This is a genomic window from Ruegeria sp. CDSA034, assembly GCF_059612275.1.
The window spans coordinates 88,495-107,169 of the sequence record NZ_JBXWQH010000010.1; the positions used below are offsets into that span (position 1 = coordinate 88,495).

Here is an 18,675-nt window from a genome sequence, read left to right on the forward strand (position 1 = left end):
TCAGTGGGTCACAAGTCTACGCCCACCAGCATCCAGCACACAGCATTTGGTGCCTGCGAACACGGCGGTGGTCAGGGCGTGGCCATAGCCTGCTCCTGTATCCAGATTGATACGGTTTCCATGATGTTCAGGTGCGGACACGTGGCTGTGGCCATGGACTACCAACCATGGATGTGGATCTTTATGGTTCAGGAATTCCTCACGAATCCATATTAGATCGTCGTGGTCTTGCTGCTCCAGTTTCACCCCGGGTCGAATACCTGCATGCACGAACAGCAATGCGCCGTCCTGATGGAACGGCTTTAGCCCGTTCAGAAAATCGATATGAGCCTGAGGGACGGCCTGTTTGGCTTTGGCGTGAACTTGATAGATTCTGTCCACGTTGGTGGCTTCAACCCCATAGGACTGCAGCGTTTCGATCCCGCCGATCCGAGGATGAAGCCAGTGATACCCGACCAGCAGGCGCGCATCATTGCGCGGATAGTCCTCCAGAAACATTGCGCACATCTGGTCATGATTGCCACGTAGAAAGACCCAGTTCTTACCGTCGGCGTTCCCTCGGACCAGCAGATCCAAAACCCCGCAACTTTGCGCACCCCTGTCCGTATAATCGCCAAGAAACACGATCTTGGCGTCTGGCCCTCCATCCCGTTCGATCCGGTCCAGTGCGTCTTCAAGCATCCCCAGTTGGCCATGGATATCGCCAATTACATAAACCGGATCTGACATGAGTGTTCCTTGTAGTCGTCTTCAGGCGGTAGTTGATTTGGGATCAGCCCACCCAGTCAATGCTAATGTCTTCGCGAAAAGCAAACCGTACCAGATGCGCTTCGATGACTTCCTGCCAGCGGGTCAGATCTCCGCGAGGGCCGGTTTCAGCCGTCAGCGAAAGGCTGGATTCACCTGCGACCAAGGTCAGCCGGTTTCCGCCCGGAAATTCCACGCTGCCGTGGGTGTCGTCGAAAGCCACCTGGGCCTTGTGGGACCAGTGCTTGCACAATTGCTGCAGGTACTTGCTGGCCGCTTCCGTTTGGGCAACACCCGAAACGCTTTGGTTAGGTAGCAACGCCAAGGCTTCATCGGCAGCCCGGCGCACCGCCTGCGCGAACAAAGTAACGTCGATGTTTGTGGCCAGGAAGGTCGCCCCCAGATCCAGACATTTACGCTGCATGGCCGGATCAAGTGTCAGTATCCCGGCAAATTTGCCTGCCGCGACGACCCGAGTTATCGCGTCCAAAACGGCCTCGACCACTTCTGTATGACCAACATCACCGATATGGCCCATGTCAGCGGCCAGATCGGAGGGACCGAGAAAGACCCCATCAACGTCAGAGGCAAGAATATCGTCTAGTGCCTCTAACCCGGCGCGGTTTTCCACCTGAACAAGCAGGCAGATCTGTTCATCAGCCGTTTTCAGATAGTCCGGGATCGCCGCAAAGCGCGAAGCCCTGGCCAACGCTGATCCCACGCCCCGAACTCCGTGGGGCGGGTATCGCACCGCCCGTACCAAATCCCGCGCCTGATCTCCGCTTTCGACCATCGGCACCAGAATATTCTGAACGCCGGCATCGAGGTATTGCTTGATCATCCAGGTTTCACCTATCGGCAAGCGTGCGACCGGTTGGCTGCCGCTTCCTTCGATGACCCGCACCTGTTCCAGGATTGAGCGAAGATCGTTTGGGGCGTGTTCCCCGTCAACGAGCAACCAGTCGAACTGGGACGTGGCCGCGATTTCGGCGGAATAGGTGTCGGCCATTCCAATCCAGCAGCCGACCTGCGGCTGACCAGCCTGCAGCGCGGCCTTGAAAGCGTTTAGTGGCGCAGGCATCCCGGCCTCCCTTAGGCAAAGTTGATATCGACCGAGCCAAATGGCCCAAAATCAGCATGGATTTCGGTGCTCGGCGGGCATTCGACGGGTCGAATAAAGCTGCCAGACAAGACCACCTGGCCCGGTTCTATGCTCTGGTCGTACTGCGCCATGCGACGGGCCAGCCAGACGACGCTTTCGACCGGGTCGTTCAGAACACCCGCGCCAAGACCGGTTTCCTCGATCTCACCATTGCGGAAGGTCAGTGCCCCGACCCAACGTAAATCAAATGCATCTATCGAATGACGTTCGGGGCCCAACACGATGCCGGCATTGGCGGCGTTGTCGCTGATTGTGTCATAGACGGTACGCGTTTGTCCGGTCGCGGGGTCGACACGCTGAATACGCGTGTCGAGGATTTCAATCGAAGGCGCGACGTAATCCGTGGCGGCAATGATGTCGTCACGGGTGACGTTCTCTCCGCCTACCGCAGATTTCATGACAAAAGCAATCTCGGCCTCGATCCGGGGCTGGATGAACCGGCCCGCAGGAACGGTTTCGCCGTGATCGAACTTCATATCATCGAACAAAATTCCGCTGTCGGGAATATCGATATTCAGCGCATATTGCATCGCTTTAGAGGTCAGCCCGATTTTCCAGCCGATCACCTTGCGCCCTTCGGCCAATTTTTTTCGATAAATGGCGTTCTGCACCTCATAGGCGTCGCTCATCCCCATTTCGGGATGGCGCAGTGTCAGAAGGCCAATCTGTTCGTGCGAACATTCAGCCTGCAATAAGTCGGCTGCGGCACGGGCATGATCTTCGGGGGTCATACCTGTTCGTCCTCGACTGTGTTGCGCAGCGTTCCAATGCCCTCGACTGAGATTTCCACTACGTCACCCGGTTCCAGGTATTTTGGTGGATCAAACCGCGCGCCCGCACCCGTCGGGGTGCCGGTGACGATGATGTCACCGGGCAGAAGCGTCATGAAGGTCGAAATATATTCGATCTCGCGCCTTATCGGGAACATCATGCGATTCAGCGTATCGTCCTGGCGCAATTCACCATTCACATGGGTCTGAATTCGGGCATCGTCCAACTGGGCCGCGTCCGTGAATGGCACTAGCCACGGGCCGATGGCACCGGAATTGTCCCAGTTCTTTCCCTGCGTGACGTTGAACTTGGCATGGCGCACCCAGTCGCGGATTGTGCCTTCGTTACACAAGGTCAGGGCTGCGATGTGGTCATAGGCATCTTCCTGCGAAATTCGCCGACCGGATTTGCCAATCACGATAACGACCTCGCCTTCGTAATCCAGCGTGTGGTTTTCCGGAGGACGGATCAGCGGGCGGTCGTGCCCGGTGAAACCGCTGGCAAAGCGCGGAAACAACGACATGTATTTCGGCTGTTCGCTGCCGTCTTTGTATTCGGCGTTGCGGTCGGGAAAGTTCACTCCGACGCAGAGGATGCGGCGGACATCCGGCATCACCATTTCGTAAGTGAATTCCTTGTGGGTTACTTCGCGGCCTACCGCGGCCTCGGTCAACTTTTCAAACGTGCCCGCGGCGATCACCTCATAAAGGCTGGCCTGATCGGGAAAGGCGTCGTTTAGTGCAATTGCACCGTCCTTGGTGATCGCGCCGAAAAAAGTTGCTCCGTTTGCGGTGAAAGTTGCAAAGCGCATCAGGCCTCCTCGGCGGCGTCAATGCCACCCATGCACAAGTATTTGAGTTCCATGAAGTCATCCAGCCCATGGCGCGACCCCTCGCGCCCCAGACCTGACATCTTAACGCCTCCAAAGGGCGCTTCAGCAGTTGAGATCAGGCCGGTGTTGATCCCGACCATGCCATATTCCAATGCTTCGGACACGCGCCAGACACGGGCCATGTCGCGCGAATAGAAGTACGAGGCGAGGCCGAATTCGGTATCATTGGCGGCTGCGATAACTTCGCTTTCCCTGTCGAATTTGAACAAAGGCGCGACTGGGCCGAAGGTTTCCTCGGTCGCCACCGCCATGTCTGCGGTCACGCCAGTCAGGATGGTCGGCTCGAAAAAAGTGCCACCAAGGGCGTGCGGCTTGCCACCCAGTTTGACTGTTGCACCCTTGGCGGTAGCGTCTTTGATATGCTCAGACACTTTCGCGACTGCGGCTTGATCGATTAGTGGGCCAAAGACGGTGCCCTCGTCAAAGCCGTTTCCAGTCGGCAGTTTTGCGACCTTGGCGGCCAGTTTTTCGGCGAACGTGTCGTAGACCCCAGACTGGACATAGATGCGGTTGGCGCAGACGCAGGTCTGGCCGTTGTTTCGGAACTTGGCGATCACTGCCCCTTCGACTGCCGCGTCCAGATCTGCGTCGTCAAACACTATGAACGGCGCGTTGCCGCCCAATTCCAAACCTAGCTTCTTGATCGTAGGTGCGCATTGCGCATAAAGCATCGCGCCGATTTCGGTGGACCCGGTAAAGGTCAATTTTTGCACGATTTTGCTCGAGGTCATCTCACCTCCGATGGAGCGCGCCGATCCAGTGATGACCGAGAACAATCCCGCAGGCAACCCGGCTCGCTCGGCCAGAACTGCCAGCGCGATAGCCGAGAACGGTGTCTGGCTGGCAGGTTTGAGAACCATGGAACAGCCTGCCGCCAGTGCCGGTCCCGCCTTTCGCGTGATCATGGCATTGGGGAAATTCCACGGCGTGATCGCGGCAACAACCCCAATCGGCTGTTTGATGGTGATGATCCGCTTATCCAGCGCGTGGCCTGGGGTGACGTCGCCATAGGCGCGGCGGGCCTCTTCAGCGAACCATTCGATGAAGCTGGCACCATAAGCGATTTCACCCTTGGCCTCAGCCAGCGGCTTGCCCTGCTCGGCGGTCAGGATAGCGCCAAGATCATCCTGGTTTTCGATCATCAGCTCATACCAGCGGCGCAGAATTTGGCTGCGGTCCTTCGCTGTCAGCTTGGCCCAGCCCTTCTGTGCACGGTGCGCTTCGGCGATGGCTTGGGCCGTTTCGGCCGCCCCAAGATTGGGGACTCGTCCGATTAGATCACCAGTTGCCGGGTTGGTCACTTCCAAGTAAGTGGATACCTCGTTGGCACCGACCCATTTGGAGCCAACCCGCGCCGCTTCGATAAGCAACGTGGGGTCGTTGAGACGTAAGTCTGTCATTTGCAGGATTCCCGTGTCTCGGCCTCAGACCGAAAAGCTGATATTTGCCTGACCCGTTCCGGAACTACCGAAATACGGGGTGTAGATGTCGATCTCGCCTTTGTAACGGCCCCATCCCAACGCACCGAACAGCAGGGCAGTGTCGTTCATCGCACACTCGCCCGTACATTTTTTGGCGTAATCGGGCAGAAGTTCCAGGAACTCTTCGAACCTTCCCTGCTGCCACAATTCGAGAACGCGCATATCCATCTGGCGGTTGAACTCGCCATTCACTGCGTTCAGACCTTCGACCGAGCGCTCATTTGGTGTGAAGTCATGACTTAGAGACCCGGAGGCCAGAATCGAAACATTGCGGCTCGAACGCCGGATGCCTTCGGCGATGGCTTCACCCCAAACGCGGTTCTCGGCGATAGACGAGAACTGGTTGACCGCAACTGGCAGCACCCGGGCATTCACACCTTCATTGATGAAATGCATAGGCAGAAGGGTACCGTACTCCATTCCCATGTCGGGATGCGAATGACCCAGAGCCCGTTCCCCACGCTCTCTCAGAACGTCGAGGATGGTTTCACCAAGGTCGTGATCACCGCGATAGTCGAACTCCATATCCGCCAGCATGTGCGGCAGTTCATGGCTAATAAAACGGCCCTTGTGGCGCTCTTTTGTGTTCAGGTGAAAGCCCTGATTGGTGATCCAATGTGTATCGAAAACGATGAAGGTGTCGACCTCGCGGTCAATCGCGTCCTGACGCAGACGTGCGTAGCCATCTATCGCAGGTTGCCGGATACCTTTGTATTTTGGCATCGTGTGGGACATCCAGATGCTGGGCACATGTGTGATCTTAGCAGCCTGTACAATCTTTCCCATGACAGTTCCTCCTCACTTAAGGTGGCGTCTGACCGCTTTGGAAGGGAGAGCGGACGACCAGACGTCGTTTGGTCCGACTCTCAAAGAGTTCATGGACCATAGATGTGCGCGCGTATCCTAACTTTTAACGAGCGGCACCTTGTCCAGACGTCGCTCGAGAGGCGTTACTTTCCCAACTGCATAATCTTGTGCTGACCAGTGGCAAAGCCCACGTGTTTCTGCTCCATATAGAAGTCAAAGCTCCAATCACCGCCGTCGCGACCGATACCTGACGCCTTTACCCCGCCAAAAGGCGTGGGCAGGTGACGAACATTTTCCGAGTTCACCCAGATCATCCCAGCTTCCAACTTATCGGTAAAGCGTAGGGCGCGTGTAAGGTCGTTGGTCCAGACATAGCCGGTTAACCCATAGGGCGTGTCATTGGCGATCTGCAGCGCTTCTTCTTCGTTCGAGAATGGAATGGAAGTTAGCACGGGGCCAAATATTTCCTCACGCGCGATGCGCATGTCGTTATTGGCATTTGTAAACAATGTCGGGCGTACGAAATACCCGTCGTCACCAACCTTGACGCCACCGGCCGCGAGGGTCGCACCATCCTCTTTGGCGATGTCAAAGTATGAGGTCACCTTGTTGTAATGCTCCTCAGTGACCAGCGGGCCGATCTCGGTCGCCGGGTCCAGGGGGTGCCCGACCTTGATGTTGTTCACACGCTCGACCAGTTTGGCTTCGAATTCTTCCTTGATAGTGTCCTGCACCAGCAGCCGCGAGGACGAGGTGCAGCGCTCACCGTTGATCGAGTAGATCATAAAAATCACCGCATCCAGAGCCCGGTCCAGATCGGCGTCATCAAACACGATAACGGGGTTCTTACCGCCCAGTTCCAGGTGCATCCGCTTGAGCGTATCGGCACCCTGCTTTGTGATGATGCTGCCTGTCCGGCTTTCTCCGACAAAAGCGATGGCTTTGATCAAGGCGTGCTCTGTCAGCGCCCTACCGGCATCAGGGCCAAAACCGTTCACGGTATTCAGCACGCCCTTGGGCAGCCCTGCCTCTTCAGCGATTTCCACCAACAGGCGGGCGGACAAAGGAGAGTCTTCGGCCGGTTTGTGGACCACGGTGCAGCCAGCGGCCAGAGCGGGCGCGATTTTCCAAGTCGACAGCATGAAAGGCGTGTTCCACGGAGTGATCACACCAACCGGGCCGATAGGTACACGAGTGGTGATATTCATCAACGTCGGCGATTTCAGGTGTTGCCCGTCGCGAGCCTGCACGACTTGATCCGCAAAGTAGCGAAAATTCTCGGCACCGCGCAGCGCGGCCTTGGACATGAACCGTAATGTTTGGCCCGTATCCCAACATTCACACAGCGCAATTTCTTCGGCCCGGGCTTCGATCGCATCGGCAACGTTTAGCAGGATCCGGCGGCGTTCGGTGGCGGGCATGTCGCGCCATTCAGTAAAGGCAGCATGGGCCGCTTTGACCGCAGCGTCGATATCGTCGGACGTACCGTGCGCAACGTCGCAGATCACCGATTTATCCACGGGAGAGGAGGATTGGAAAACACCCGCTGCGCCATCCCGGTCTTCGCCTGCGATACGGTTCTTGATGCCTGTTTCTTTGAACCGGGCCAGAAAGCCTGCCAGTTTCTCGATATTCGTATCCAGTACGCTCATGCGTCAGGTCTCCTGCTTGGTCGCAGCCAAATGATTCCGGATTGTGCCGGTCTTGGGCGAAAGGTCTGGGTCGATGTCACGCATCTCTAGTGAAAGCGCGATAGAGTGTTTCGAGAAGGCCTGTTCCAGATACGCCTCAACCGCGTCAAAGATACGCTGTGTTGCGTCCTTCTTAACGTCGTCAGGACGGCCAGCGCGCAGGCGGATTGAGATGTCCACAAAGCCATGCTTGGGATCTCCATCCGCAATGGCAAAATAGTCAACACGCGTGGCGCGGACGCGAATTCCCGGCATTGGAAAAGCCTCAATCCCCGCAGCGGTGTCTCGTATGCATTCGCACAAGCCACCGATGTCGACCCGATCGTCCAGATTGCCGGAGTATTCGACGTGGAAGTGTGGCATGACCTCTCCTTTACTACTTAACATGTTTAGTAAATTGTATCGCGACCGTCAAGAACTTGCTTTGTTAATCTTTGCAATTCCTGAAATGGCGTTCTAGAAGGCTGGAATGAACCGACAAAGCCATACCACGAGAACCTCTCGCGCTCTTCCGATCGCCCTGCTGCGCGCACGCGAAACCGTTATGGCCCCAATTCGGGATATGCTGCAGGGGATACAGCTGACTGAGCAAAAGTGGCGTATCCTTCGTGTTCTGGACGAAATGGGCGAAGTGGAACAAAGCACTATTGCAAATGAGGCCTGCCTTTTGCTTCCCAGCCTGACGCGAATTCTACGCACGATGGAGACTGATGGGCAGATATCCCGCCGTCAGGGCAGCACGGATAAGCGCCGCACCATGGTGAAGATCACCGATGAGGGGCGTCAAATTCTTGAAGAGAACCTTGCGACCTCGCTGGCGATTCACAATACGATCGAGGCGCAAATGGGGCAGGAAAAAATCGACAACCTACTGGATCTACTTGAGGAACTGCAGGCCGTAAAGGTTTGACCCCGACCTTGAAGACCGGGGCCAGCGTGATCACTACAGTCTCGCTAGTCCTGTATCCAGGGCTGACAGGATCTTGGCTACGTCATCAGACGTGATGACCAGCGGCGGAGACAATATGATGTTGTTTCCAGATACACGGACCATAACGCCATCTTCATAAGTTGCTTTTTGAACCTGCAGCGGAAGATGTTTGGCAATTGGCGCCTTGGTCGCACGGTCCGAAACCAGCTCGAGCGCGCACATTAGACCTTCACCCCCTCGCACGTCACCGACTACGTCGTATTTCTCGGCCAGTTTTTTCAACCCGGCAAACATCTCATCCCCCCGTGCAGCTGCGTTTTCCCAAACTCGCAGGCGGTTGATCTCGGCAAGAGTGGCCAAGGCTGCGGCCGAGCCAACCGGGTGCCCGGAATAGGTGTAGCCCTGATCGACAGAAGCTCTGCCGGTAGTGTCGCTTTCGAACACCTCCGCAACCGCGCCTGAGATCATTGCCGCGCCGAATGGGAAATAGCCGTTTGTGATGGCTTTGGCCGTTGTCATGATATCGGGCTGCACCCCCCAATGTCTCGCGCCACTTTCGCTGCCTGTACGCCCAAAGGCAGTAATGATTTCGTCCGAAATCAGCAGAATTCCGTGCTTTGAGCAGACCTCACGCACCATGGGCATAAAGCTCTTGTGCGGCGGGATCACTCCGCCTGCGCCCAAGATTGGCTCCATAATAAATGCGGCGACGGTGTTTGCACCCTGGAATGCGATTTCGGCCTCCAGCGCTTTTACGCAAAGTTGCGCAAGACGCTCGGGGTCCGTCTCATCGAACGGATTGCGATAGGTCCAGGGCGCGGGCACGTGGAAACAGCCCGGCATCATCGGCTCATAAGCCGCCCGGAATTTCTGATTGCCATTGACCGAGGCAGCCGCGAAGTGGGTGCCGTGATAGCCCTGTTTCAGGCTGATGAACTTGGTACGGCCGGCCTCGCCTCGAACTTTGTGAAACTGACGCGCCAGTTTCAGCGCGATCTCAACCGAATCCGATCCACCCGAAGTAAAGAATGCACGGGTCAATCCGTCAGGCGCAAAGAACTGCGCCAACTCATAAGACAATTCGATCGCCTTGTCGTTGCTGGTGCCGCGAAAGGTTGAATAATAGGGTAGCGCGTTCAGTTGATCGGTGATGGCCTGCTTCACCGGATCACAGGAATAGCCCAGATTGACGTTCCATAAGCCACCCACTGCATCCAGCGCCTTGTGACCATCTACATCAATGATGCTGACCCCTTCACCTCCGGTCAGAATGGTCGGCGGGTTTTTCTGGCTGTCGGCCGGGTGCGCCATTGGTTGCCAGAAATGTCGGGCGTTGTTTTCCTTCAGAAAGTTGGAGTCTTTCATGTAACGTGTCTCCGGAGATTTAGTCCGCCCGTCAATCATGGGTGGAATTCGGTTGGAAAAGTTTCGGGCATCTGGCCGCCAAAGTTTGCGGTCAGTTCTTTCGAAAGGGTGTGGAGTGAGGTCAAAATCAGCGGCTGTCGCGCGCGGGTTGCACGAATTTCGGGAACGGCAATCGCAATGGTTCCAATCGCGATCTGATCAATACCGAAGATAGGCGCCGCATATCCGAAGACACCATCTTCAAAGCTGCCATTACTATTGGCCCAGCCCGCCCGGCCGATTTGTGCAACCCGGTCACGAATAATCTTTGGGTCCGTCATTGTTGCGTCGGTAAATCGGGTGAGTGTGTCGGATTCCAAGCGTTCCAGAAGGAAAGCGGGACCGAAGCTCAGCATACATAATCCCGAAGCAGTCGCGTTGACCGGAATAATTTCGCTAGGGTCCAAACTTACGCGAACGCTGTGCTGCGTGGTTTCGACCACCAGCGCAGTTTGCAGAGTGTCTTTTTCAAGCAGCGTAAGGTGCAGGCTTTCGCCAACCTCATGCATCGCGGCCTGCATTTTCTGGCGTGCACCATCAAGGCCAGGCTTGGCAATCTCGCGCAGGGCGGCCAACCGTAGAGCAGCTGGTCCGATGGCATATGATTTCGTCTGCGGATTCTGCTCGATCAGGCCGAACTCTTCCAGTGCTCGTAAGTGGCGGAGGGCGGTCGCCTTGTTCAAACCAGCCAGACGCGCAATGTGACTCAGCCCGATTTCCGGCTGAGAGCTTGAAAAGTACTCTAGCATTTTCAAGGCATTAAGTGCGGTGCCCATGTGTTTTGCCTCCTCCCGGTCAGGTTATACTTGACAGAATAAACTTAACAACGCAACATTATTATTGTTAACGCGGTTCATTTATTGAACCACTAACGGGAGGTGTCAATGAAGAAATTTCTAGCAACCGCCGCATTTGTAGCGTCAGCAACCGCTGCACTGGCAGAGTATCCAGAGAAACCGGTAACTTTCGTGGTTCCATGGCCTCCGGGCGATCTTGAAGACGTGCTGACGCGAATGATCGCGGACGAATTTCAAGCCATGTACGATGTCCCGGCTGCGGTCGTGAACAAGCCCGGCGGCGGCGGCGGTCCGTTCCCAGGTGCAGTCGAAGTCGCCACTGCCCCAGCGGATGGATACACCATTGGTTCTTTCGTCATTGGCGTTCCCGTCATTGGACCGGAAATCGGTATCCCTGAACTGAACCCGAACCCGTTCGATCCGATCGGTATTTTTCTGACGTACCCATTCGTAATCGCATCCAGCAAGGATGCGCCGTTCTCGAACTGGGAAGAACTGGCAGAACACGGCAAGGACAATGATTTGGCGCTTGGTCATTTCGGCTCGGTCTTGCCGCCCACGCAGGTCACCTTTGCTGCTGCTGTCAGCAGCGGATTTGATTTTGCAAGTGAAGCAGCCTTTGACGCGTTGGATTGCAACACGCTGGCATCAGGTGACGTGGACGTCATCAACACTACGTTGCAACTTGTTCTACCTTGCCTGGATGACGTGAATATTCTGGCAAGCATTGGTGGCGAGCGGATTTCGCTGATCCCCGATACGCCGACGATCGTCGAGCTCAACCCGGATCTGCCGCTGGCATTGTGGAACGGCCTGTTCGTTCACAAGGATACTCCACCCGAGGCACGTGAAAAAATCACTGCGGCAGCACAAAAGGCGGTGCAGTCGGACAAGGCCAAGCAGCTTGCTGAGGAAACCGGTGCTTTGATCTACTGGCAGGACCCAGACGCATCCAACGCTCAGATTGAGCAAGACAAATCCTCTTTCGCTAAGATTGAAGAAATTCTGGGCGAGTAAGATCCAGATCGGGCGTGGGGCACTGCCTCACGCCTCTTTCAGGTTGGGAGGAAACGATGATTGCAAAGACTTTACAGGACATGTTCAAAAGATATCGCCGACCCGGCGATGTCGTTTTCGCCGTACTGTTTTTGGCATTCGCGGTGTTTCTTTTGTCCCAGCTGGGTGATCAGACCAAGGTCGTCAAACGAACCAAATGGTTCGCGCAGCCGGGTCTTTGGCCCACAATTGCAATCTGGTGCATGGTGGTGTTCGGGTTTCTGCATTGGCTTAGCTCGGCCTTGTCAGACCGGATCAGCGGCCGCTGGACCGAGGTCGGGTTCTGGGTTCGGTCGTTCGAATATGTTGCCTATTTCCTGATCTATGTGCTGGTGGTTCCGCAGCTGGGATATCTACCCTCAACCATGTTGTTCGCAGTCTTCCTGACCCTTCGTGTAGGGTTTCGTGGTGCAAATGCTATCGGAATAGGTGCGTTGTTCGGCTTTGTGGTCACCATCGTTTTCCGTGGCTTTCTTCAGGTCAAAATCCCCGCCGGAGCGGTCTATGAATACCTTCCGGATTCCGTGCGCGCCTTTGCGCTGACCTATCTGTAAGGGGCCACTATGGAAACGCTTCTTTCCGGTATTTCAATCCTGCTACAATGGCAGGTAATCGTCGCCCTGCTGATCGGTTCGATCGGCGGTGTCATCATCGGTGCATTGCCCGGCGTAGGTGCGGCAGTGGCCATCGCAATCCTGTTACCTGCCACCTTTGCGTTCGAGCCCATCGTAGGACTAACCCTGTTATTGGGTATCTACGGCTCGTCCATGTATGGCGGAGCCATTCCCGCGATCCTGATCAACACCCCCGGCACAGCGGTGAACGCGCTGACCACTTATGACGGATATCCCATGACCAAACGGGGGCAGGGCCACCGTGCGCTGTCTCTGGCGTATTCGGCCTCATTCTTCGGGGGCGTGTTTGCGATCATCTGTCTGATGGTGTTGTCACCGGTTCTGGCCCTTGTCGCCCCACATTTCGGCAGCCGCGAGATTTTCCTGGCTGCGCTATTGGGCATCATTCTGGTTGTGCTGGCCCACCGGGGCCAGATTTTTGCCGCTGGTATGCTGGCGGCCTTCGGCATTTTCCTGAATTCGGTGGGGCTGGAGCCCGTGAAGTACACCCGCCGGTTCACCTTCGATCAAAGTTGGCTGGCTTCCGGCATTGATCTCATTGTGGTCGTGCTGGGTCTGTTTGCGATTAGCCAGGCATTTCTGCTGCTATTGGAAAAGAACCACGCGCCAGGCGACACCCATGTAAGTGGCAATATCTTTGCCGGTCTCAAAGAACTTCTGGGCGTGAAACGCGTTGCCACCGTGTCCTCAAGTATCGGCGTTTTCATGGGCATGGTGCCGGGTACGGGCGAGTTTACATCGCAATTTTTATCCTACACCTATGCTCAAAAGACGTCAAAAAACCCAGAAAAGTTTGGTGATGGCTCACCCGAGGGACTTGTAGCGTCCGAGGCGGCGAACAACGCCGTTCCAGGCGCTGCGATGATTCCTCTGCTGGCTCTGGGTATTCCTGGCGAGGCGCTGACGGCGATGATGCTGTCCGTGTTTTATGTCCACAACGTGATCCCCGGACCGCAGCTGTTCGAAAACCAGATGGATTTCGTATTGGCCCTGTATATGGCGCTGATCCTGCTTAACGTGATCGTTCTTGTGTTCTTGTTGTTTTCGACGAACCTGCTGCTGAAGATTATCAAGATCCCGACCCGGTTCCTTGGTGTCATGATCCTGATTTTGGCATTCGTGGGGGTCTATAGCCTGCGCAACTCGATCACAGATTGTGCCATTGCTGCCGGGTTCGGGGTTTTTGGGCTGATCCTAAAACGGCTGGACCTGCCGATTGTTCCAATCATTTTGGGCATGGTTCTTGGCGGGATTATGGAAACCAAGCTGCGCAGCGCAATGGCACGGGTCAAAACGCCGCTCGACTTCATCGACCGGCCCATCGCGGCCGTTCTGTTTGGCCTGATCGTTCTTATCCTGATCCTGCACTGCCGAACGCTGTATTTCGAATTCAAAAACAAACTGCGGCCGGAACCTACGATGCAACCCGTGGATTCCGATAATCCGAACCAGCAAGGATAAGCGACCTATGGATCAACTTGCCATCGATGCGCTACGTGGTCAGCCCGTACCGCCACGGAGCCTTCTAATTGATGGGCGTCACGAGGCCGCAGCGGCAGGAGGGCAACTGGATGTCATTTCTCCAATTGACGGTCAGGTTCTAACTCAAATTGCCGAGGGCACCCCCGCGGATATGGAGCGGGCTATTGCGGCGGCCCGCACGGCGTTTGAAGACGGACGCTGGTCGCGGGCTGCACCTTCTGTACGCAAGAAGGTGTTGTTGAAACTGGCCGATCTGATTGAAGAACACGCTTTGGAACTGGCCGTTCTGGGCGTGCGGGACAACGGCACTGAGATAAACATGGCCATGAAGGCCGAGCCGATGTCGGCTGCGGGCACGTTCCGCTATTATGGCGAGGCCATAGACAAGATCTATGGTCAGATTGCGCCCACAGCTGAAAATGTGCTGGGTCTCGTGCATCACGCGCCTGTCGGCGTTGTCGGGGCGATTGTGCCGTGGAACATGCCGATGATGATCGGTGCGTGGAAGATCGCGCCGGCGCTGGCGGCGGGCAACTCGGTGGTGTTGAAACCTGCGGAATCGGCCTCGCTATCACTTTTGCGATTAGCCGAATTGGCGCTTGAGGCAGGTGTGCCGGACGGTGTCCTGAACGTTGTCACAGGCAAAGGCAGCGTGGTTGGTGAAACACTGGCCCTGTCGATGGATGTCGACATCATGGTTTTTACCGGCTCGGGTGCGACAGGGCGGCGGCTTCTGGAATATTCCGCGCGCTCGAACTTGAAACGCTGCTACTTGGAGCTTGGCGGAAAGTCCCCCAACATCGTGTTCAACGACGCCCCGGATCTCGCGCAGGCGGCCAAGGTCTCCGCCGCAGGTATTTTCCGAAATTCAGGTCAGATTTGCGTCGCGGGATCGCGCTTGCTGGTGCAGGAGGATATTCACGAAGACTTCGTCGCCGAGATCGTTAAACACGCGCAGGCCTTCCGCGTCGGCGACCCGCTGAATTTGAACACACAGATCGGGGCAGTGCACTCATTGCCGGAATTGGAAAGCAATCTGGATTTCGTCGCCCAAGCCGAAGCGGAAGGTGCTGAGCGCCGTGCCGGCGGTGACCGAATTCTGACGGAAACGGGCGGTTATTTTATGGCACCCACTGTAATGAACGGGGTCAAACCCACCGACAATCTGTTCCGCAATGAGGTCTTTGGTCCGGTTTTGGCCGTGACACCGTTCAGAGACGAAGATGAGGCACTGCGCCTGGCAAATGACAGCGTTTATGGATTGGCTTCGGGCGTGTGGACTGCAAATCTGAGCCGTGCACATCGCATGGTGGCGGGCATCCGCTCTGGTGTTGTTCACGTCAACACTTATGGCGGTGCGGACGCCACTGTGCCTTTGGGCGGAGTAAAGCAGTCGGGCAACGGCCACGACAAGTCTATGCATGCAATGGAAAAGTACTTCGATCTAAAAACAGCCTGGATTCAGCTGTAAGACGATAGCCTGCAAGGAGAAGATTACCATGGGCGAAAAGACTATCTTGTTGATCGGCACCTATGACACCAAAGACCCCGAGATGCGCTACATCGAAGAGTGCATCACGGCGCAGGGTGGCAACGTGCTGACCATGGATGTCTCGGTTCTTGGGGATCCAACCACGCCCACGGACATTTCCAAACATGATGTGGCCGCGGCCGGTGGTATGACTATAGATGAGGTGATCGCGCTCGGTGACGAAAACAAGGCTTTTCGCGTGATGTCGCGGGGCGCAGCAACGCTTGTTGCGCAGGTCTACGCCGAGGGCAAATTTGATGGGATGCTCGCAACTGGTGGCACGATGGGCACCGATCTGGCGCTGGATTGCGCGCAAGCTTTGCCAATGGGTGTGCCGAAATACATTGTCTCCACCGTCAGTTTTTCACCGCTGATTCCGCCACACCGTTTGGCACCGGATATTCAGATGATCCTTTGGGCTGGCGGGCTTTATGGTATGAACTCGGTTTGCCGCTCATCGCTAAGCCAGGCCGCAGGTGCTGTTTTAGGCGCAGCCCGCGCGGTTCAACGCCCTCAGCGCGATCGCCCGATGATCGGGATGACTTCGTTGGGCTCATCCTGCCTGCGTTATATGAAAACTTTGAAACCTGCTTTGGAAGAACGGGGATACGAAGTGGCCGTGTTCCATTCAACGGGCATGGGCGGTATGGCATTTGAGAAGCTTGCGGGTGAGGGCGCGTTCTGTTGTGTAATGGATTTCTGCATGCAGGAATTTGCCAACATGCTCGCAGGTTCGCTGGTGTCCTCGGGGCGTGACCGGCTGACAAATGCCGGACGCGCGGGCGTGCCGCAAATGGTGGCCCCAGGCGCGCTGGATCTTTTGGATTTTGCCGGTTGGCAGGACATTCCCGACCAATATGCCGACCGTCTGTTCCACGAACATAATCGCCTGATCAAAAGTGCGGTGTTCAATGCAAAAGAGCGACGGGCCGCTATTCGGGAAATGGCCGATCGTCTGAAACAAGCCACCGGCCCAACCCATTTTTTCCTGCCCACCGGCGGTGTTGAGGAATGGGATCGCGAAGGTCAGGAAGCGCATGACCGGGAAGCGCTTGCCGAAATGGTTGACGAGGCTCGCAACGTGATGCCAGCGGTTGCATCAACTACGGAAATTGACGCCCATATCAATGACGACGCCTTCTGCGAAGCGGTACTCAAACAGTTCGACAAATGGATGAATGACGGGGTGGTTAAGGCGACATGACCAGAAAAGCCAAAAACATCCTGTTTATCATGTTCGATCAGCTTCGGTACGACTACCTGAGCTGCACCGGACATCCGAGTTTGAACACCCCCCATTTGGATGCGCTTGCTGCCAAGGGAGTGCGGTTTTCCCATTGTTATGTTCAATCGCCCATCTGCGGGGCCTCAAGAATGAGCTTTTACACAGGGCGTTACGTACACAGTCACGGCGCTGCCTGGAATAATTTTCCGCTCAAGGTTGGAGAGGTCACTCTGGGCGATCATCTGCGCGAACGTGGGATGGATAGTTGGTTGATCGGAAAGACGCATATGAGCGTGGATCAGGCAGGGATGGATCGCCTGGGCATTTCGCGCGATGGCGTTATCGGAGCACGTGTCGCGGAGTGTGGTTTTGATGTCTTCCTCCGTGATGACGGCTTATGGGGTGAGGGGCCGCAAGGCTTTTATGACAAAAGACGTTCGCCTTATAATGAGTATCTGAAAGGGCAGGGGTATGAGGCTGAAAACCCCTGGCAGCACAATGCCAATGCTGGGGTTGATGAAGATGGTGGTGTCGCTTCGGGTTGGTTTATGCGGCACGCTGATAAGCCTGCAAACATTAAGGAAGAAGATAGCGAAACGCCGTGGCTAACGGGACAGGCGATTGAATTTATTCAAACGCAGGATGCCAATTCGGCTGGGCCATGGATGTGCCACCTGTCCTATATCAAGCCGCACTGGCCTTACATTGTTCCAGCGCCGTATCATGACATGTACACGGCAGAGGATGTTTTGCCGGTGGTTCGCTCGGATGGCGAGTTACATAATCCTCACCCTGTCTATGAACAATTCATGCAGAACGAAATCGGTCAAACCTTTAGCAAGCCGGGTGTGCGTGAAAAGGTGATACCCGCCTATATGGGGCTGATCAAACAGGCTGATGATCAGATGGGTCGCCTATTCAATTGGCTAGAAGAGAGTGGCCACATGGAAGACACGATGATCGTCGTGACCTCCGACCATGGGGACTACCTCGGTGATCATTGGATGGGTGAAAAGGATCTCTTCCATGATCCGTCGGTGCGCGTTCCACTGATCATCTATGACCCGTCACCAGAAGCAGACGCAACACGCGGCACTGTTTGTAGCGCACTGGTCGAAAGTATTGATCTGGCGGCAACATTTGTTGATCTGGCAGGTAGCGATGTCCCGGATCACGTTATCGAAGGCCGCTCGCTACTGCCGTTACTGTATGGCCAAAACCCCAAGGCATGGCGCGAGTTTGTGGTTAGCGAATATGATTATTCTGCCACGCCCGAAGCCGCGGCTCTGGGCCTTGACCCCAAACAAGCACGCCTGTTCATGCTGGCGGACAAGGATTGGAAATTCATCTTTGCCGATGGTGGGTTTCGCCCGTTATTGTTCGACCTGAAAAACGACCCTAAAGAGTTGAATGATCTCGGTGCCGACTTGGGCCATGCCGAGGTGATCAACATGTTCATGAAGCGCTTGTCAGAATGGGCGCGCCGTCCATCGCAACGTACAACAGTTTCAAATGAAACGTTGCTGAAGAAGCGAGACGGTAGTGCGGCTGATGTCGGTATTTTTATCGGTGTTTTTGATGAGCGTGAATTGCCCTACGACGTAATAGAGAAAACGATCAAGCGTCGGTAAGTCATGCAGGGGTTTCGTCATGTTGTGGGTCTTTTGCGGATCTGTCGCAAAGTTGTTTAAGCAGTTGCGATGACCCCATTCAACTACCTTCAAGGCAACAACACAAACAACAACAACGAAAAATGAGAGAAAACGGCCTGGATCCGGGAACAAAGTTAATCAGCACCAGGCTAATCAACTTCTTCAGATAAATGGTGGTATGACCCGTAGTTATTTCAAAAAGAACGAACCGTAGTTCATACCGACGTCTATCGGACGGAATTGTCGGGATTTTGCGGAAACGCTGACTTTCGCTGCGCGTGCATTACACTATCAATTTCGGACCTAACGCGGATGTTCACACCGTTTTGAGTTCGTAAGCAAATGAAAGCAATTCGCCGTTGAGTTGAGAAAGAGTATTTTCTTTGTAACGGATTTGTTGCGTCTGTTGGT

Annotated in this window: 17 protein-coding genes; 7 read left to right on the forward strand and 10 right to left on the reverse strand. The window is 55.5% G+C overall.

Features of this window, described 5'->3' with window-relative positions:
• The 8 genes from AC2FLJ_RS16060 to AC2FLJ_RS16095 form a co-directional block, all read right to left on the reverse strand.
• A complete protein-coding gene (locus tag AC2FLJ_RS16060) occupies positions 1-729 on the reverse strand; it encodes a metallophosphoesterase family protein (protein WP_496706721.1) in 729 nt (242 codons plus the stop codon).
• A 43-nt stretch (positions 730-772) separates the two neighbouring features.
• Positions 773-1,828: an aldolase/citrate lyase family protein gene (locus tag AC2FLJ_RS16065; RefSeq protein WP_496706722.1), complete on the reverse strand. Its 1,056-nt coding sequence runs from the start codon at positions 1,826-1,828 to the stop codon at positions 773-775.
• A gap of 11 nt (positions 1,829-1,839) precedes the next feature.
• Positions 1,840-2,640, reverse strand: a complete 801-nt coding sequence (hpaH, locus tag AC2FLJ_RS16070; RefSeq protein ID WP_496706724.1) for a 2-oxo-hept-4-ene-1,7-dioate hydratase — start codon at positions 2,638-2,640, stop codon at positions 1,840-1,842.
• On the reverse strand, positions 2,637-3,491 hold the full coding sequence (locus AC2FLJ_RS16075) for a fumarylacetoacetate hydrolase family protein (RefSeq protein WP_496706726.1): 855 nt from the start codon (positions 3,489-3,491) through the stop codon (positions 2,637-2,639). The genes hpaH and AC2FLJ_RS16075 overlap by 4 nt, the downstream gene beginning before the upstream one ends.
• Positions 3,491-4,972, reverse strand: coding sequence for an NAD-dependent succinate-semialdehyde dehydrogenase (locus AC2FLJ_RS16080; RefSeq protein ID WP_496706728.1), 1,482 nt, complete (start codon positions 4,970-4,972; stop codon positions 3,491-3,493). The genes AC2FLJ_RS16075 and AC2FLJ_RS16080 overlap by 1 nt, the downstream gene beginning before the upstream one ends.
• Positions 4,973-4,996: 24 nt before the next feature.
• Positions 4,997-5,839, reverse strand: coding sequence for a 3,4-dihydroxyphenylacetate 2,3-dioxygenase (hpaD, locus tag AC2FLJ_RS16085; protein WP_496706730.1), 843 nt, complete (start codon positions 5,837-5,839; stop codon positions 4,997-4,999).
• A gap of 164 nt (positions 5,840-6,003) precedes the next feature.
• Positions 6,004-7,512 carry a 5-carboxymethyl-2-hydroxymuconate semialdehyde dehydrogenase gene (gene hpaE, locus AC2FLJ_RS16090; protein ID WP_496699073.1) on the reverse strand — a complete coding sequence of 503 codons (1,509 nt, stop codon included), beginning with the start codon at positions 7,510-7,512 and terminating at the stop codon, positions 6,004-6,006.
• Positions 7,513-7,515: 3 nt separating this feature from the next.
• Positions 7,516-7,914, reverse strand: a complete 399-nt coding sequence (locus tag AC2FLJ_RS16095) for a 5-carboxymethyl-2-hydroxymuconate Delta-isomerase (RefSeq protein WP_058274537.1) — start codon at positions 7,912-7,914, stop codon at positions 7,516-7,518.
• A gap of 106 nt (positions 7,915-8,020) precedes the next feature.
• On the opposite strand from AC2FLJ_RS16095, the gene hpaR reads away from it, so the two are divergent.
• Positions 8,021-8,461 (forward strand): homoprotocatechuate degradation operon regulator HpaR, encoded by a 441-nt coding sequence (hpaR, locus tag AC2FLJ_RS16100; protein ID WP_058281156.1) that lies wholly within the window; start codon positions 8,021-8,023, stop codon positions 8,459-8,461.
• A 33-nt stretch (positions 8,462-8,494) separates the two neighbouring features.
• On the opposite strand, the gene AC2FLJ_RS16105 is transcribed toward hpaR, so the two are convergent.
• Both AC2FLJ_RS16105 and AC2FLJ_RS16110 read right to left on the reverse strand, forming a co-directional pair.
• The gene (locus AC2FLJ_RS16105; RefSeq protein ID WP_496706732.1) at positions 8,495-9,847 is read right to left on the reverse strand and encodes an aspartate aminotransferase family protein; all 1,353 of its coding nucleotides are present in this window, start codon (positions 9,845-9,847) and stop codon (positions 8,495-8,497) included.
• A 35-nt stretch (positions 9,848-9,882) separates the two neighbouring features.
• Positions 9,883-10,662, reverse strand: coding sequence for an IclR family transcriptional regulator (locus tag AC2FLJ_RS16110; RefSeq protein ID WP_496706734.1), 780 nt, complete (start codon positions 10,660-10,662; stop codon positions 9,883-9,885).
• 108 nt (positions 10,663-10,770) lie between these two features.
• On the opposite strand from AC2FLJ_RS16110, the gene AC2FLJ_RS16115 reads away from it, so the two are divergent.
• From AC2FLJ_RS16115 to AC2FLJ_RS16140, 6 genes are read left to right on the forward strand one after another with little or no spacing between them, the layout of a single operon-like run.
• Positions 10,771-11,700 (forward strand): tripartite tricarboxylate transporter substrate binding protein, encoded by a 930-nt coding sequence (locus tag AC2FLJ_RS16115; protein WP_058274540.1) that lies wholly within the window; start codon positions 10,771-10,773, stop codon positions 11,698-11,700.
• A gap of 56 nt (positions 11,701-11,756) precedes the next feature.
• Positions 11,757-12,293 (forward strand): tripartite tricarboxylate transporter TctB family protein, encoded by a 537-nt coding sequence (locus tag AC2FLJ_RS16120; protein ID WP_496706736.1) that lies wholly within the window; start codon positions 11,757-11,759, stop codon positions 12,291-12,293.
• A gap of 9 nt (positions 12,294-12,302) precedes the next feature.
• Entirely contained in the window at positions 12,303-13,835 is a 1,533-nt protein-coding gene (locus tag AC2FLJ_RS16125) for a tripartite tricarboxylate transporter permease (protein WP_496706737.1), read from the forward strand.
• 7 nt (positions 13,836-13,842) lie between these two features.
• The gene (locus AC2FLJ_RS16130) at positions 13,843-15,327 is read left to right on the forward strand and encodes an aldehyde dehydrogenase (RefSeq protein WP_496706738.1); all 1,485 of its coding nucleotides are present in this window, start codon (positions 13,843-13,845) and stop codon (positions 15,325-15,327) included.
• A gap of 28 nt (positions 15,328-15,355) precedes the next feature.
• Entirely contained in the window at positions 15,356-16,591 is a 1,236-nt protein-coding gene (locus AC2FLJ_RS16135) for a Tm-1-like ATP-binding domain-containing protein (protein WP_496699064.1), read from the forward strand.
• Positions 16,588-18,243 carry a sulfatase-like hydrolase/transferase gene (locus tag AC2FLJ_RS16140; RefSeq protein WP_496706739.1) on the forward strand — a complete coding sequence of 552 codons (1,656 nt, stop codon included), beginning with the start codon at positions 16,588-16,590 and terminating at the stop codon, positions 18,241-18,243. Before AC2FLJ_RS16135 ends, AC2FLJ_RS16140 begins: the two co-directional genes overlap by 4 nt.
• The last annotated feature ends 432 nt before the right edge of the window (positions 18,244-18,675 follow it).

Excerpts from the sequence above, each read along its gene's own strand:
- hpaE (WP_496699073.1), bottom strand. The coding sequence starts at position 7,512 with ATGAGCGTACTGGATACGAATATCGAGAAACTGGCAGGCTTTCTGGCC.
- hpaH (WP_496706724.1), bottom strand. The coding sequence starts at position 2,640 with ATGACCCCCGAAGATCATGCCCGTGCCGCAGCCGACTTATTGCAGGCT.
- AC2FLJ_RS16060 (WP_496706721.1), bottom strand. The coding sequence starts at position 729 with ATGTCAGATCCGGTTTATGTAATTGGCGATATCCATGGCCAACTGGGG.
- AC2FLJ_RS16115 (WP_058274540.1), top strand. The coding sequence starts at position 10,771 with ATGAAGAAATTTCTAGCAACCGCCGCATTTGTAGCGTCAGCAACCGCT.
- AC2FLJ_RS16075 (WP_496706726.1), bottom strand. The coding sequence starts at position 3,491 with ATGCGCTTTGCAACTTTCACCGCAAACGGAGCAACTTTTTTCGGCGCG.
- AC2FLJ_RS16105 (WP_496706732.1), bottom strand. The coding sequence starts at position 9,847 with ATGAAAGACTCCAACTTTCTGAAGGAAAACAACGCCCGACATTTCTGG.
- AC2FLJ_RS16110 (WP_496706734.1), bottom strand. The coding sequence starts at position 10,662 with ATGGGCACCGCACTTAATGCCTTGAAAATGCTAGAGTACTTTTCAAGC.
- AC2FLJ_RS16130 (WP_496706738.1), top strand. The coding sequence starts at position 13,843 with ATGGATCAACTTGCCATCGATGCGCTACGTGGTCAGCCCGTACCGCCA.
- AC2FLJ_RS16095 (WP_058274537.1), bottom strand. The coding sequence starts at position 7,914 with ATGCCACACTTCCACGTCGAATACTCCGGCAATCTGGACGATCGGGTC.
- AC2FLJ_RS16125 (WP_496706737.1), top strand. The coding sequence starts at position 12,303 with ATGGAAACGCTTCTTTCCGGTATTTCAATCCTGCTACAATGGCAGGTA.
- hpaR (WP_058281156.1), top strand. The coding sequence starts at position 8,021 with ATGAACCGACAAAGCCATACCACGAGAACCTCTCGCGCTCTTCCGATC.
- AC2FLJ_RS16065 (WP_496706722.1), bottom strand. The coding sequence starts at position 1,828 with ATGCCTGCGCCACTAAACGCTTTCAAGGCCGCGCTGCAGGCTGGTCAG.
- hpaD (WP_496706730.1), bottom strand. The coding sequence starts at position 5,839 with ATGGGAAAGATTGTACAGGCTGCTAAGATCACACATGTGCCCAGCATC.
- AC2FLJ_RS16080 (WP_496706728.1), bottom strand. The coding sequence starts at position 4,972 with ATGACAGACTTACGTCTCAACGACCCCACGTTGCTTATCGAAGCGGCG.
- AC2FLJ_RS16120 (WP_496706736.1), top strand. The coding sequence starts at position 11,757 with ATGATTGCAAAGACTTTACAGGACATGTTCAAAAGATATCGCCGACCC.
- AC2FLJ_RS16135 (WP_496699064.1), top strand. The coding sequence starts at position 15,356 with ATGGGCGAAAAGACTATCTTGTTGATCGGCACCTATGACACCAAAGAC.
- AC2FLJ_RS16140 (WP_496706739.1), top strand. The coding sequence starts at position 16,588 with ATGACCAGAAAAGCCAAAAACATCCTGTTTATCATGTTCGATCAGCTT.